This window comes from Pseudomonas syringae pv. tagetis, assembly GCF_022557255.1.
In the GTDB taxonomy this organism is placed as follows: domain Bacteria; phylum Pseudomonadota; class Gammaproteobacteria; order Pseudomonadales; family Pseudomonadaceae; genus Aquipseudomonas; species Aquipseudomonas caricapapayae.
The window spans coordinates 3242728-3256860 of the sequence record NZ_CP092923.1 but is presented as its reverse complement, the minus strand read 5'-3'; the positions used below and the strand labels follow the sequence as shown (position 1 = coordinate 3256860).

General features: G+C 60.6%; 12 protein-coding genes. 11 read left to right on the top strand and 1 reads right to left on the bottom strand.

Annotation, left to right across the window (positions count from 1 at the left end):
- Positions 1–42 precede the first annotated feature (42 nt).
- On the top strand, positions 43–1026 hold the full coding sequence (acuI, locus tag MME58_RS14380; protein ID WP_054987416.1) for an acrylyl-CoA reductase (NADPH): 984 nt from the start codon (positions 43–45) through the stop codon (positions 1024–1026).
- 6 nt (positions 1027–1032) lie between these two features.
- On the opposite strand, the gene MME58_RS14375 is transcribed toward acuI, so the two are convergent.
- The gene (locus tag MME58_RS14375; RefSeq protein ID WP_082427092.1) at positions 1033–1509 is read right to left on the bottom strand and encodes an antitoxin Xre/MbcA/ParS toxin-binding domain-containing protein; all 477 of its coding nucleotides are present in this window, start codon (positions 1507–1509) and stop codon (positions 1033–1035) included.
- Between the two features lie 234 nt (positions 1510–1743).
- On the opposite strand from MME58_RS14375, the gene MME58_RS14370 reads away from it, so the two are divergent.
- The 10 genes from MME58_RS14370 to MME58_RS14325 all read left to right on the top strand — a co-directional run bounded on the left by MME58_RS14370 (position 1744) and on the right by MME58_RS14325 (position 14131).
- Complete coding sequence (locus MME58_RS14370) at positions 1744–2709, top strand: site-specific integrase (RefSeq protein ID WP_055005012.1); 966 nt, start codon at positions 1744–1746, stop codon at positions 2707–2709.
- A gap of 332 nt (positions 2710–3041) precedes the next feature.
- Positions 3042–3434 carry a cupin domain-containing protein gene (locus MME58_RS14365; RefSeq protein WP_054987414.1) on the top strand — a complete coding sequence of 131 codons (393 nt, stop codon included), beginning with the start codon at positions 3042–3044 and terminating at the stop codon, positions 3432–3434.
- Entirely contained in the window at positions 3427–4926 is a 1500-nt protein-coding gene (locus MME58_RS14360) for a methionine--tRNA ligase (RefSeq protein ID WP_054987413.1), read from the top strand. The genes MME58_RS14365 and MME58_RS14360 overlap by 8 nt, the downstream gene beginning before the upstream one ends.
- A 13-nt stretch (positions 4927–4939) precedes the next feature.
- Positions 4940–6079, top strand: a complete 1140-nt coding sequence (locus tag MME58_RS14355; RefSeq protein WP_055005013.1) for an NAD(P)/FAD-dependent oxidoreductase — start codon at positions 4940–4942, stop codon at positions 6077–6079.
- On the top strand, positions 6076–7053 hold the full coding sequence (locus MME58_RS14350) for an ABC transporter substrate-binding protein (protein WP_054987411.1): 978 nt from the start codon (positions 6076–6078) through the stop codon (positions 7051–7053). Before MME58_RS14355 ends, MME58_RS14350 begins: the two co-directional genes overlap by 4 nt.
- A 54-nt stretch (positions 7054–7107) precedes the next feature.
- Positions 7108–8427, top strand: coding sequence for a lysine N(6)-hydroxylase/L-ornithine N(5)-oxygenase family protein (locus MME58_RS14345; protein ID WP_054987410.1), 1320 nt, complete (start codon positions 7108–7110; stop codon positions 8425–8427).
- Between the two features lie 5 nt (positions 8428–8432).
- On the top strand, positions 8433–10535 hold the full coding sequence (gene sbnB, locus MME58_RS14340; protein ID WP_082427094.1) for a 2,3-diaminopropionate biosynthesis protein SbnB: 2103 nt from the start codon (positions 8433–8435) through the stop codon (positions 10533–10535).
- The gene (locus MME58_RS14335) at positions 10535–12280 is read left to right on the top strand and encodes an FAD/NAD(P)-binding protein (RefSeq protein WP_055005014.1); all 1746 of its coding nucleotides are present in this window, start codon (positions 10535–10537) and stop codon (positions 12278–12280) included. The genes sbnB and MME58_RS14335 overlap by 1 nt, the downstream gene beginning before the upstream one ends.
- Positions 12281–12307: 27 nt before the next feature.
- Positions 12308–12952, top strand: coding sequence for a LysE family transporter (locus MME58_RS14330; RefSeq protein ID WP_055005015.1), 645 nt, complete (start codon positions 12308–12310; stop codon positions 12950–12952).
- A 24-nt stretch (positions 12953–12976) separates the two neighbouring features.
- On the top strand, positions 12977–14131 hold the full coding sequence (locus MME58_RS14325; RefSeq protein WP_055005016.1) for an iron-containing alcohol dehydrogenase: 1155 nt from the start codon (positions 12977–12979) through the stop codon (positions 14129–14131).
- Positions 14132–14133 lie beyond the last annotated feature (2 nt).

The following is a 14133-nucleotide window of genomic DNA, read 5'->3' as shown; positions in this document are numbered from 1 at the left end:
TCAGGACTATTTAAAGACGATCAGTCTAAATTGGAGGCGCATATGTTCAAGGGCATTTTGATCGACAAGGACGATGCGGGCTATCGCGTTAATCTGACCGATATCGACGAAGCACAATTGCCTTCTGGTGATGTGACGATAAACGTGTCACACAGCACGCTGAACTATAAGGACGCGCTGGCAATCACTGGCCAAAGCCCTATCGTGCGCAGTTTTCCGATGGTGCCGGGCATTGATCTGGCGGGTGCGGTGCAAGCCAGCGAAACGTCTGAGTACAAGGTGGGCGACAAGGTCCTGCTAAATGGCTGGGGTGTTGGCGAAGGGCACTGGGGCGGCCTGGCGCAAAAGTCGCGACTCAAAAGCGAATGGCTCATTCCATTGCCCGATGCGTTCACGCCCGCGCAGGCGATGGCCATCGGCACGGCGGGTTACACCGCGATGCTCAGCGTATTGGCTCTTGAGAAGCACGGTTTGACGCCCGACCACGGCGATGTGCTGGTGACCGGTGCCAATGGTGGGGTCGGCAGTTTCGCCATCGCTATTCTTGCCAGGCTTGGCTATCGGGTGGTTGCCTCCACCGGGCGCGTTTCGGAAAGTGAGTATCTGCACCAACTCGGCGCAGCGCAGATCGTTGACCGGGCGACCCTTTCGCAACCGGGGCGACCTTTGGTCAAGGAGCAATGGGCGGCGGCAATCGACTCTGTCGGTAGTCATACGCTGGCAAATGTGTGCGCCGGTATTCGTTATCGCGGCATAGTGGCGGCCTGCGGCCTGGCGCAGGGTATGGAGTTTCCGGGCTCGGTTGCCCCGTTCATTCTGCGGGGTGTCACGCTGGCCGGCATCGACAGCGTGACCCGCCCGCGCGCTGATCGGCTTGAAGCCTGGTCCAGGCTGGCGACCGACCTTGACCTCGCGCTGCTGCCGCTGATCAGTCGTGAAGTCGGCTTGAGCGAGGTGATCGACATCGCGCCGCAATTGATCGCGGGCCAGATCCGTGGCCGTGTCGTGGTGGACACTGGGCGTTGAACAGGGTCAAAAAGGGTTGCTTTGGCATTGGTCATGCCGCTCCGGCAAGCCGCCGAGTAGACGATGCAACTGAGCCGTGCCGAGCCCGGTTTCGCAGAGTTGCAACGGGATGTGATTGCCAAGTGCTGCGTTCGGGGTGATCAGCCACTGAGCGGCCCGTTCGGGCGTTTCAAACGCCCGTAAAGCGTGACTGGCAACCATTGCGACACGATCCAGACGCTCAGAGGCCACCGGGTCCAGTGACTGTTGCTGGCGCTGGCGACGTTCCAGGGTTGAAATCGATGCGTTGAACAGAGCTTCCATTTGCGGGGGAGCCAGGCGTAGCGCTTCCCGGACTGCGCGGATCCAGCCAGGCGCAAAGCCCGCCTGAATGTTGGTCAGGCGTTCGGCTGGGCTGCGCTGACTGACCTGATGGGCCAGCAACCAGAAACGTGCAGCCGCCTCGCGACGGCCATGTGCTTTGCTAGCGAGGGGCAGAATCAAGATGCTTACTTGCCTTTGGTGCCAGGGAAGAAGGCCAAGGCTATATCAGTCAGAGCGTCGTTCAAGCTGCGGTCTGTTACCGGTGATTGCCGGATGGGCTGAGGTTGTTGCGTTGAACACGCCGCGGCAAAGGTGCCGCGCTAGAGGCTCCGTGCTAAAGTCAGCCGCCTGAATACGAATGAAGAGCGACGGGGCTGTCCGCACGCGCTTGCACCAGAAAAGGCGTCGCTCCACATGCCGCATGACCGTCACAGCAACCAGGACGCACGCATTGTCAGCCAGCCTTCACTGCCTGACGTCAATAAGCCGCTGCGCATCTACCTCGACCGGCTGGCACCTTCGAGCCGCCTGACCATGACCTATGTTCTGCAGGACGCGGCAGATCGTCTGGGCATGGCTGACGTCGATATTCATGACATACCCTGGCACACCCTGCAGCCTGGCCATGTCACCGCACTGGTCGCGACACTGCGTGAAGACGACTACGCGCCCAACACCACCTCGCTGTATGTGAATGCTATCCGTGGCGTGATGAACGAAGCCTGGCGGCATGACCTGATCAGCCACGATCAGTTGCTGAAAATCCGCTCCATCAAGCCTGTCGGCGGCACGCGTCTGGTCAAAGGCCGTAATATTCGCCGTACGTTGATTCGTGAACTGATGGAGGCATGCGCTGCAGACCCCAGGCCACAGGGGCGTCGCGATGCCGCGATCATTGCGATTCTGTATGGGTCGGGGATGCGCAAATCCGAGTCGGTCAACCTGGATCTTTCACAGATCGATTTCGCCGAACGCAGCCTTCGAGTGCTGGGCAAAGGCAACAAACAGTTGATCAAATACGCCCCGGAGTGGGCGTTCAAGGCGCTGAGCGACTGGCTGGAACTGCGCCGCTCGTGCCTCCAGCCGGGGCAGGGCGATGACGCCTTCCTGTTCAACCGGATTCGACGCGGCAGTCATATCACCCGCGACCGAATCACCAAACACGCCATTTACTTCATCGCCAAGCAGCGTGGACGGCAGGTGGGCGTCGATATCATGCCTCACGATTTCCGGCGTTCGTTCATCACCCGGGTGATCGAAGAGTTCGATCTGTCGATTGCCCAGAAGCTCGCGCACCACACGCACATCTCGACCACCGCCAGTTATGACATGCGCAGCGAGAACGAGCGCCGCAACATAGTGGACGGGTTTGATCTTTAGGCAAAAAAAAGCCACCTCGCGTAAGCAGGGTGGCTTAAAGATCTAACCAAAGGAGTGATGAAGCAGAGCAGGGATTCTCAGGCCTCGCGACGCGGATTCGCCAGACCGGGGATATGTTCGTTCATCGCCGACAACGTTAACACCGCAGCCGCCGATTCGATTATCAGCGTTATTGATACCCGTCATTGCCAAAAAACATAGCGACGGCCAGCGTTTGCGGCGATGGCCATCCGGAAAATCGATTTCTCGAACCTGAGCTATCCGGCAATCGAATAGCCAACAATTGGCAACACTTTCATGCTTTACCGCACTTGAAACGTACGGAAATGAGCATGGAAAAGTTCGCTATACACCGTAAAACCCGCTTCGACTCACTGGTACATGAGTACGGGCTGGAAGGCAGTCGCCTGTTGCCATGGGACGGCTATCCAATGCCGTTTGCCGGCGGCTGGTGCGTGGTCCGTCCGGGCACCTGCAGCGAAGCGCATACTCAGATCGATCAGGAAATCTTCATTGCCATCAAGGGCAGCGCCCGTCTGGTAATCGGCGACAGGCAGATGGAATTCACTGTCGGTGATATCGCCGCCATTCCGAAACACACCAACCATTACGTCATCAATGATTCCACCGAGGACTTCCACTTTTATGTGGTGTGGTGGGACATGAATTATGTGAACGCCTTCGTGGCGCAGCATGACCAGAGCACGGGGTGCCTTGATGAGTAAGTTCATCGTTACCATCACGCCGCCCACTCCCAATGGCGATTTGCACATAGGCCATATTGCAGGCCCGTTTCTGGCGGCAGACGTCTTTACCCGGGTTCAGCGCCAGCGTGGTCACGAATGCGTGCTGATTTCCTATTCCGATGATTACCAGTCCTACATGCTGCGTAAGGGGCTGGAGCTGGGCGTCGATCCGATCGAACTGGCAGGACGTAATTCCGACCGTATCGAAGCGTCGCTGGCGGCGATCAACATAAAACCCGACAACTGGATGCGTCCGCACGACAACCCCTGGTTCGCAGAGGCGGTTGGCGAGGTCTTCAACGCGTTGCGTGACGACGGTTCGATCGAGTTTCGTGACTCCAGCGAGCCTTACTGCCCTGATTGCGATGTCTGGGGCTATGAGGCATTCGCCCGGGGCAACTGTAATTATTGTGGTGCCGAGTCCGATGCCAGCCAGTGCGAGAACTGCGCTCAGGCCCCCGACGCAGAACTGATGATCGGCTTGCACTGCAAGCTCTGCAAGCAACCGTCGCAATGGAAAACGGCTCATCGCGCGTTTCTGAAACTGGCTGATTTCAAGTCGCAACTGGCTGATCGTCTGTTGGGCCAGCAATGGCGCAAGCCGCTCGACAACTGGCTGCGCGACACGCTGGACCACCTGCATGACTGGGGCGTAACCCGTCCGGGCGACGGCGGGCTTGACCTGCAGGCCGACGGTTCCTGCCGCACCCACACCTGGTTCATGGGCCTGGCGGGCTATATGGCGGCATTTCGTGAATATGCCGACAGCGTCGAACGTCCAGAGCTATTCCGTCAGTACTGGCAGTCGGGGCAGGGCACGCTGGTGCATTTTCTAGGCTTTGACTGCATGTTTAGCCACGCCGTCGTCTACCCGGCGCAGCTGTCGGCGCTGCGCGATATCAAGGTTCGCCAGCGCTTCATGCCCAATCAGTTTTTGAAACTGGACGGCCTGAACCTGTCGACCAGCCGCAACCACGCGATCTGGGTCGGCGATATGGCCCGTGAAGCCTGCGCCGACAGTGCGCGCCTGTATCTGGCGAGCATCGCACCTGAGGAAAGCGAAGGCGATTTTCGTCTGGCGCATTTCCTTGAGTGGCGGGCCGAGGTGTTCAACGAGTTTTTCCCCGCCTTGCTGGACGCCGGGAAAAATCGTGACGACAGCTGGTGGAGCGGTCTCTGCGGAGCGGACGCAGGGCTGTTGCAGGCATTGCGCGTGCAATGGAACAGAGCCACAGAGCCTGCGAAATTCTCGATGAAAAACATGGCTCTGGTTCTACTCGACGTGATCGCCATTACCCGTGCGCGTCTGGCTGAAGGCCGGTCCGTCAGCCATCTGGCGGCGTTCATCGCAGTGGCTGGCAGGGCGCTGATTCCAGAGACGTCAGCGCACATCATGACGGCATTCGATCTGCCCGAAGCCCGGGTGAACGCCACGCTCATGAACGGCGCGGCTGCCGAATACTCCATCTGAACGGATGCACCCCATGTTCATCGATTATGAGATAGCGGTCATCGGCGCCGGGATTACCGGTGCCAGTATCGCGGCGAAGCTGTGCAGCGAAGGTGTGTCGGTCGCGCTGATCGACAAGGCCGCAGCCGGCAGTCTGGGCGCAAGCGGTTACTCTGGTGGGCTGGTTCGCCTGTACGACAGCGATCCTCTGTTGATGGAGCTGGCAGCCTGTTCGATAGGCGTGATGAATGACGGCGTTTTCGCGACGACATACGCCAGCGCGCTGCGCTGCACGGGTGTGATCTATCGGGCCGCCACCGAGCAACTGGATAATCTGTGCCGCGCCATTGAGCAATACGGCAACGAGCGCTACCCGATGCGCCTGCTTGCAGGTCATGAACTGGATGGAAGCCGCTACCCGCACTGTCCGGCAGCGAATCGGGTGAATCTGTTCGAAGCCCGCGCCTGCGTCGGCAATGTCCGTCAAGCTGTTGTCGCACTGTGTCAGGTGGTCCGTCAGCAGGGTTTGCTGCTGGAACATCGCGAGATCAAGGCCATCGATTGCCGCGCTGCTGATCTTGTGCACATCGAAATGGGCGATGCAACGCTGCGTTGTCGAGCCGTAGTGGTGGCTGCGGGTGCCTGGAGTCAGCATCTGGTGCCGCAGGCGGGGCTGGAAGCCCGTTCGATTCCATTGGCTCGGGTCGTGACCGAGAGCGACTGGTCAATGCCGGTGATCGATGAGGTTACGCAGAGCTATGGCGTGCCGCTGACTCGCCATATCGTGCAGACCGGCTGTGGCACGCGCGACAGCGGCCCTTGGCCGGAGCATCTGGCGCAGCCCGATGCGCGGCATGCCGAGGATGCCTGCAGACGGATTGCCCGGTTGTGTGGTTCTACAGCCAGCACGCGGGTGCTGGATGTGCTGCCGGGTTTCGACAGCTACAGCGTCGACGGTCGTCCGCTGCTGGGGTTCTGCGCCGAGCACAGCCCGGTTTATCTGGCCGCAGGCATGTCGGGACTGGGTTTCAAGTTTGCGCCTGGTGTTGCCGGTATCGCTTTCGAGCAATTGCGCAGTCATCTGGCCGGAAAGGACCGGCCGAGCCTCGGCTGGTCGGCATTGTCGCCACGTCGGCAGATGCCCGCTGCCAGTCTGGCGGGGATACAGCCATGATGCCCCTCGCCTCACTGGTGCCAGGCTTGCGGGTCGGTGTCAGCGCACTGTTCGACCCCCACGACACGCCGCACGCCCGGACCTTCATGAGGGCGCTGGCGGTGGCACGTAACTGCGTGCCGGGACTTGCGCGGGTGCAATGGCACTTTCTCGACGACGGAGCCAATGCCGTTCGCGGGGCCGAAGTGGCGCGGCAAATGATCGATTGGAAAGCCGATCTGGTCATCGGCCATTTCTCTTCGGACGCTGCCGTCAGCGCCGCCGCGCTATATCGGCAAGCCGGTATCGTGCTGCTGACACCCGCTGCAACGATTGATTGCCTGACGCTGGAGCATCACAACGTCTTTCGTTTTTGCCCGGCGGACAGGCAACTGGCGGTGGATCTGGTGAATTGGCTGGCAAGCCGTCAATGGTGCCGCGTGCATGTTCAGACTGATGACAGCGCTCACGGTCAGGCCCTGTGCGTTGCCATCTGCGAAGCACTGGTGCGCGCCGGATTGCAGCGCGTCGAAGAGCCAGAGCACGCCGATGTCGAGGTGTTTGCCGGCCGCCTTGCGCCCAGTCGCGAACATTTGCACGCGCGACGACTGGCCGGGAGTAACCGCCCAATGGTGCTGACTGACGACGCTGCCTCGCCATACCTGGGCTGCGCCGAGGACCAGCGTGGCAAGACGTTCGTGATCGGTTTCGGCATTCCTGACAACCCAGAAAATGGCTGCCATGCCAGCGCTCTGCACCAAACGTTGTTCGCTGCCGAGCCATACACCTACTTTCGCGAAAGCCTGCTGATGCTTTACGCGCTGGCTGAATTGGCCAATGGCGGTCTTCGCGCCGGGCAACTGCTGGACGCGTTGCAGCACACCACCTTCAACACACCGTTGGGCGCAGTTAGCTTTGATCGGGGCGAGCTGCGAGGCGCGATGACCTGCGTCTGGACCCCGGGAACCACAGGACTGACCCGCGTCACCCGATAGCCGCAAGAAAAACCAAGAACACCGCTTCACGCCAACTCTAAGGACAGGAACTTCATGGGTAACTCTACACCACACACGTTGAACCCGGACGCCGTCTGTATCGGCTTCGGTCCAGCCGGCATCGCGCTGGCCTGTGCTGTTGAAGACGCACGGGAGGCCAATGACCCGCTCGGTTCGCTGTCCATCCGCTATCTGGAAGCCGCGCAAGACAGCCAATGGCACCGCGAACTTTTGCTGTCCGGGACCGACATCAACCATCACGTATTTCGCGACCTGGTAACGCCGCGCAACCCGCGCAGCCGCTTTTCCTTCGCCATGTACCTCAAGGAACAGGGGCGGATGTTCGATTTCGGCTTGCTGGGCCGTCCCGCCAGTCGCCATGAATGGTCGGATTATCTTGCCTGGGTTTCCAGGCAAGTGGACAGCCAGACCCGCTTCAATACTCCGGCAACCGGAATTGACCCGGTGATCCGCAACGGTCGCCTGCATGAAGTCCGGGTCTGTACGCCGGATACCTGCTTCACGACGCGCAACGTTGTGCTGTCCAGCGGCAGCGCACCGCGTATTCCACCCGCGTTCGAGGCGCTGCTTGGCCCGACGCTGTTTCACACCTCGCAGTTTCTGACCCGCCTGCAAGCTTTTGGCGAACACTTGCCCAAGCGCTGGCTGGTGCTGGGCTCGGGGCAGAGCGCAAGTGAGTCGGTGCTGGAGCTGGTCAGTCGCGATCCTGCCATTGAGGTGCATTCAGTGCATCGCTCTGCCGGTTTCAAGCTCACTCAACTGGGCCAGTTCCCCAACCGGGTGTTTGCCCCGGATCACGTTGATTACTTCCATAGCCTGAGCCCCGCAGCGCGGCAGCGCTTTCTCGACTGGAGCCGTTCGACCAACTACGCCGGTATCGACCCTGATGAAAGCCAGAAGCTGTTTTCACTGATTTATGAGGACTCCATCGCCGGACGCAAGCGTCTGCAGACCCACGCCTACAGCCTGATCAGTGCCATCGAGCACAGCGCCGATGGCTACCGGATCGAGCTGACCGACACCTTCAGCCAGCGTACCCAAGTGCTGCAAGTCGATGCCGTTGTACTTGCCACCGGTTATCAGCAGTACCTGATACCGCCGCTATTGAGTGGCTTGCAGCCATGGCTCAAGGCCGATCTGGATGGCGGCCTGCTGATTGGTCGGGAATACCGCGTCGCTACGCAGGGCGAGTGCGACGTGAATATCTGGGTCAACGGTCTTTCCGAACGCAGCCACGGAATCAGCGACAGCCAGTCGTTCTCGCTGATGGCGCTGCGCGCCGAGCGTATCGCCACTGCGCTTCAGCAGGCGGTAACACCGGCAGCCGAACCTTTGCTGGCACAGTGGAAGTGACCCCTATGTACGACTCTCTTTGCGACATCGTCCACGATCAGACCTTCCTCAAGGTTTCTGGTCTGGGCGAAGACTTTTTCCTGAAGCTGGAATCACTCAACCCGGCCGGCTCGATCAAGCTCAAGACCGCCGCAGGGCTGATCAATGACCTTCAGACTCGGGGTTTGCTGGGCCCTGACACGATTCTGATCGAATCTTCGTCGGGCAATCTCGGTGTGGCGCTGGCGATGATCTGCGCGGAGCGGGCGATCCCTTTCACCTGCGTGGTCGACCCCAACAGCTCCAGCCACAATATCCGCATGATGCGCAGTTACGGCGCCGAAGTGATTCAGGTCGAGGCCCCGGATGCCAATGGCGGGTTTCTGGGGACGCGAATTGCGCTGATCAGAGAAATACTCGCCAGCGATTCGCGATACGTCTGGCTCAATCAATACGAGAATGCCGCCAACCCGCGTGCTCACGCCCGGACCACGGCACGCTCGATCAGCCAGCACTTCGGTCATGTCGACTATCTGTTCGTCGGCGCCGGGACCACCGGCACGCTGATGGGCTGTGTCCAGCATTTTCAGCGGCATCACCCGAGCACCAGAATCATTGCCGTCGACAGCGTCGGTTCGGTGACCTTTGGCACTCCGGCCAGCCGTCGCTTCATACCGGGGCTGGGCACCAGCCAGCATCCGCCGATCTTCAAGGCTGATGGTATTCATGCGCTGGAGATGGTCCCGGAATCCTGTACCGTCGCCATGTGTCGCATTCTGGCGCGCAGCAAGGGTTTGCTGGTTGGCGGGTCCACCGCGACGGTAATCGCTGCGGTACATGCCTGGCGCGAGCGCATCGAGCCGGGCTCGGTGGTCGTGGCATTGTCGCCGGACTGGGGCGAACGCTACCTGGATACCCTCTACGACGATCAGTGGGTCGAGCAGCGTTTTGGCCGTGAAGTGCTGAGCATGACCCTGGCGGATCTGCCCCCATCAGGGGCTGCGACATCTCCGGGAAACGTAAAAACGCCTCCGCGAGCAAGCTCGCTCCCACAGGATGAGTGTGTGTCTGAGCTGTCTCCACAGCAGCAGTGTTCAACCCTCTGGCTGGCCGCCGAGCGGTTGAAGCAGGCAGCCTTTCATGTGGTCGACGGTGAAGTGGTTGCGCGCCTGCTGGCGGCGGATCCTCTGGCTTGCATCAATGATGTGCAGGCAGCTTATCTTGCTCACGAGGCCGGGAGCACGATCAACCCTGACAGTTACTTTCTGCGCTTTCCCGAGGCACCGGCCAATCGGATCATTGCCTTGCCCGCCAGCCTGTCCGGCGAGCAGGCAGTCAGTGGCATCAAGTGGATATCCAGCTTTCCGGACAATATCGAGACGGGCCTGCAACGCGCCTCGGCCGTGCTGATCCTCAATGACCCACTGACCGGCTACGCCTTCGCCTGCCTGGAAGCCTCACGGATTAGTGCCATGCGCACGGCTGCCTCGGCGGTACTCGGTGCGCGCTGGATGAACCGTCATCAACGTCATGTCGGACGAATAGCGTTCATCGGTGCCGGTTTCATTGCCCGAACCATCCTCGACATGTTTGTCAGCGATGGCTGGACGATGGACGCAGTAAGCGTCTTCGATCAGCACGAGAGTTCAGCGTTGGCGCTGGTCCGGTACGCCGCCAGTCGACATCAGTTGAACAGCGCATCGAGCGACTTGCCTGCCTGTTTACAGGCGGATGTAGTGGTGTTCGCTACCACCGCGTCGAGCCCTTATGTGCTGGAACCGGTGTTTCAGCCCGGGCAACTGATACTGAACATTTCGTTGCGTGATCTGGGCCCGGAAGTCATCGCGCAGGCCAACAATATCCTTGATGACGTCGAACACTGCCTCAAGGCGCAGACTTCACCTGATCTCGCCGTTCAGCAGTATCAGGACCGTTCCTTCATCACCGGGACGCTGGCGCAGTTGATGACCGGGCAGGTGGAACTAAGGCCGGATCGGGCCTCGGTCTTCTCGCCATTCGGTCTCGGCGTGCTGGACCTTGCCGTGGGCCAGCGCGTGTATTGCCAGGCAGTGGCCGAAGGCAGTGCGTTGCCGGTGCCGAAGTTCTTCTTTGAGTCGAAGCGCTGGTGATGGCCGTGCAGACGCATACCGTAGCGATTATCGGTCTGGGCTCACGTGGTTTGAGCATTCTGGAGCAGTTGATCGGCCTGAGTCGCCATGCCGATCGGCCTTTGAATATCGAAGTGTTCGACCCGCAACCACCCGGCAGCGGGCTGCACCAGGCGCAGCAGCCGGATTACCTGATGCTCAACACCATGGCCGGCCAGTTATCCGCGTTTTCTTCCGCATTCCCGGCTTGCGCGCCACCAGGCCCAACCTTTCTGCAATGGTGCCGCAGTCAGGATGTGCGCCTTGACGAGCGCGGCCATGTCAGCACGGACGGGCGGGGCAGAGCGGTGGTGTTTGGCGACTTTTTGCCGCGCGCATTGCTCGGGCGCTACTTGCAGGATAGCTATCGCTTGCTCCTGCAGTGCTGCCCGGCGCATGTGCAGGTGCGCTATCACGCCGAGCAGGTCATGACCTGTCGGCCGCTATTGGAGACTCCCGGCTTCAGGTTGCGCACTCGACGTCTGGGGATGGATGTCGATGCCGTGTTCCTCACCAGCGGGCATGCCTCTGAAACCGGCGTGCAACTGGAGGTCGGCGATAGTGTGGCCATCGAGGGGCAGGGACTGACCGCGATGGACACACTGGCCCACCTGACTCAAGGGCGCGGCGGGCGCTACGTGCGGGATGCCGGCTTTGCAGGTTGGCGATATCTGCCGTCCGGACGCGAGCCCAAGGTGTTCCTGTACTCGCGCACAGGGCTGCCGTTTCATGCACGGCCGCAATGGCATGCCTCCAGCCAGCCCCCATTGCCGAGGCTGTTCTTAACCGCTGCCGCCATAGCCCGTTTGCGCGAGCAAAAGGAGGGCGGGCAACTCGACTTTCGCGCCGATGTACTGCCCCTGATCAAGGATGAAATGTGCGCCGTGTTTTATCAGGCCAGGGTCCGGCTCGATGCGCCCGCGAAGTTGGCTTCCGTGCAGCGGCTGCTGCGCGAGTCAACCGCCAGACCGGCAGCGTTTGAGCGGCTGGCTGAGCGGTGGGGTGAGTTTGACCCTGAGCAATGGCTGTTGACCCAACGCTGGTCGGGTACGCAAGGCACGTATGGCCAATGGTTCGTCGACTGGATCAAACGGGACCTGGCGCTGAGTCGGCTGGGCACGGCAGGCAGTCCGATCTGCCAGGCACTGGAAGTCTGGCGAGATTACCGCGACCTGCTGCGCCTGATCGCGGATCGCAACGGCCTGACCGAGTCGTCGACTCTGGAGTTTTATGGCACATGGGCCGGGCTGAGCAACCGGCTGGTCGGCGGGCCGCAGAAGGAGCGCCATGAAGATCTGCTGGCGCTGATCGAGGCTGGCGTCGTGACGATCCTGCCACCGATGGACGATGTGCAAAGGACCGATTTTCGCCCCGACAGCATCATTGGTGCGCGGGTCGCCCACGGCGGTCTGTCGGGCAATGGCCCTGGACTGATCAGTGATTTGCACGAGCAAGGACTGATTCGCGCTGCGCATGCCTGGCCTGCCGACGGTATTGAAACCGATGAGTCTGCTCGTGCCATTGGCCGCGATGGTTCTGTGCAGCAGCGGCTCTGGGTTCTGGGACCAGCCGTGGAAGGCTGCACCTTCTACAACCACTACGTGCCCACGCCTGACCCGACCTGCCGCGCACTGATCGAAGCGCGCAGAGCGGTCGAGTCATGCCTGGAGGTGCTGGCGAAGCACACTTCAAGTTGCATTACATTCAAGTTTAATAAAGCTGTTTAACTTATTAATTAAAAAGGAATTAATGATATGTATGAAGTCACTTTACTCACCGCGCTGGCGGGAGCGTTTATCGTGCTGATCATCAGTCCCGGCCCGAACTTTCTGGTGATCACCCAGCTCTCGTTCAGCCAGTCCCGGCAGCAGGGCATCTGTGCAGGGCTGGGTGTGGCTTCGGGCAGCATTCTCTGGGCGTTGCTGGCGGCTACCGGATTGGGGTTGGTGTTTCAGCAGTTGCCGTGGCTACAACCGGCGTTGCAGTTGCTGGGCGGTGCTTATCTGACCTGGCTCGGCACCAAGAGCCTGCGCAGTGCCGGCAGCCAGCCCAAACCGAGGGACATCGGTGCACTGGGCATCGGCAGCCTGAGCCGTGCCTATCGGTTCGGCCTGCTGACCAACCTGACCAATCCCAAGGCGCTGGCGTTCTACACCAGCGTGTTCACCACTGTGACCACGCCGGGCATGCCGATGTGGGTGCGCACTGCGGGGGTGTCGATCATTGCGGTACTGGCGATCTCCTGGTTCGTGCTGCTGGCCACGTTGTTTTCGATCCCTGCCGTGCAGGCGCGCTATCAGCGCATGAAAAAGGCCATCGATATCGTCACCGGTATTTTCATGATCGCCTTCGGTCTGCGCCTGCTGATCGGTTTGCTGCCCGCCAACTTCATCTACTGAAATAACCTGCAAGGGACTACGTACATGCACAGCAACGACTGGCACTACCCGACTTCAATCCGTGCAGGCGCTGGACGCGTCAACGAGCTGGCCGACGCTTGCCGGAAGACCGGCATAAAACGGCCGTTACTGATTACTGACAGCTTTCTCGGCAGTACCGACATGATCGCCAGCGCCGTGGAGGATTGCCGCAGCCAATTAGGCCATTGCGGTCTGTTTGACCGGGTCAAGGGCAACCCGACCGGCACCAACGTCGCCGAGGGGCTGCACGCCTACAGAGCCGGCGATTACGACGGCGTCATTGCGTTTGGTGGCGGTTCGGCGCTGGACGCGGCCAAGGCGGTTGCTTTGATGTCTGGCCAGACCCGCCCGTTATGGGATTTCGAAGACATCGGGCAGAACCACCTGCGCGCCGACCCGAAAGGCATTGCGCCGGTGATTGCGCTGCCGACCACGGCCGGGACCGGCTCTGAAGTAGGGCGTGCATCGGTCATTACCGACGAACAGGCACAGGTCAAGCGCACCATCCTGCACATTCGCATGATGCCGCGCATCGCGATTCTGGATGCCACGCTGACCCTGAACCTGCCGACGCACCTGACTGCCGCGACGGGTGCGGACGCCTTGACTCACTGCATGGAATCCTGGTGTTCACCGGCGTGGCACCCGATGGCCGAAGCGGTTTCGGTCAAGGGCATGCAGATGATCAAGGAATATTTGCCTCGGGTTGTTGCTGACGGCCACGACCTGGAGGCACGTCAGCAGATGCTGGTGGCCTCCAGCCTCGGTGCAGCGGCGTTTCAGCGCGGGCTGGGCGGCGTACACGCGATTGCACAGAGCCTGGGTGCGCTTTACGACCAGCATCACGGTTTGCTCAATGCGATCCTGCTGCCTTACGTGCTGGAGGCCAATCGCTCGGCATTACTGACGCAAATGGATGAGCTGGCAGTCTACCTGCGTTTGCCCACACCGGGTTTTAGCGGGGTTATGGAGTGGTTATTGACATTGCGCGAGCAGATTGGAATCCCGCATACGCTCGGCCAGATCGGTATCGATGATCGCGACGCCGAGCGCGTCGGGAAGATGGCGTTTGCCGATGGCTGCTCGCACACTAACCCGATTCGTCATTCGGCCGAGGTGTACGCGCAAGTCTTCAGCCGTGCGGTCAGGGGCCAGTGAGT

What these genes read in the sequence shown, in the direction of transcription:
- MME58_RS14350 (WP_054987411.1), top strand. Translation starts at nt 6,076, where the DNA reads ATGATGCCCCTCGCCTCACTGGTGCCAGGCTTGCGGGTCGGTGTCAGC.
- MME58_RS14325 (WP_055005016.1), top strand. Translation starts at nt 12,977, where the DNA reads ATGCACAGCAACGACTGGCACTACCCGACTTCAATCCGTGCAGGCGCT.
- MME58_RS14365 (WP_054987414.1), top strand. Translation starts at nt 3,042, where the DNA reads ATGGAAAAGTTCGCTATACACCGTAAAACCCGCTTCGACTCACTGGTA.
- acuI (WP_054987416.1), top strand. Translation starts at nt 43, where the DNA reads ATGTTCAAGGGCATTTTGATCGACAAGGACGATGCGGGCTATCGCGTT.
- MME58_RS14370 (WP_055005012.1), top strand. Translation starts at nt 1,744, where the DNA reads ATGCCGCATGACCGTCACAGCAACCAGGACGCACGCATTGTCAGCCAG.
- MME58_RS14345 (WP_054987410.1), top strand. Translation starts at nt 7,108, where the DNA reads ATGGGTAACTCTACACCACACACGTTGAACCCGGACGCCGTCTGTATC.
- MME58_RS14355 (WP_055005013.1), top strand. Translation starts at nt 4,940, where the DNA reads ATGTTCATCGATTATGAGATAGCGGTCATCGGCGCCGGGATTACCGGT.
- MME58_RS14360 (WP_054987413.1), top strand. Translation starts at nt 3,427, where the DNA reads ATGAGTAAGTTCATCGTTACCATCACGCCGCCCACTCCCAATGGCGAT.
- sbnB (WP_082427094.1), top strand. Translation starts at nt 8,433, where the DNA reads ATGTACGACTCTCTTTGCGACATCGTCCACGATCAGACCTTCCTCAAG.
- MME58_RS14335 (WP_055005014.1), top strand. Translation starts at nt 10,535, where the DNA reads ATGGCCGTGCAGACGCATACCGTAGCGATTATCGGTCTGGGCTCACGT.
- MME58_RS14330 (WP_055005015.1), top strand. Translation starts at nt 12,308, where the DNA reads ATGTATGAAGTCACTTTACTCACCGCGCTGGCGGGAGCGTTTATCGTG.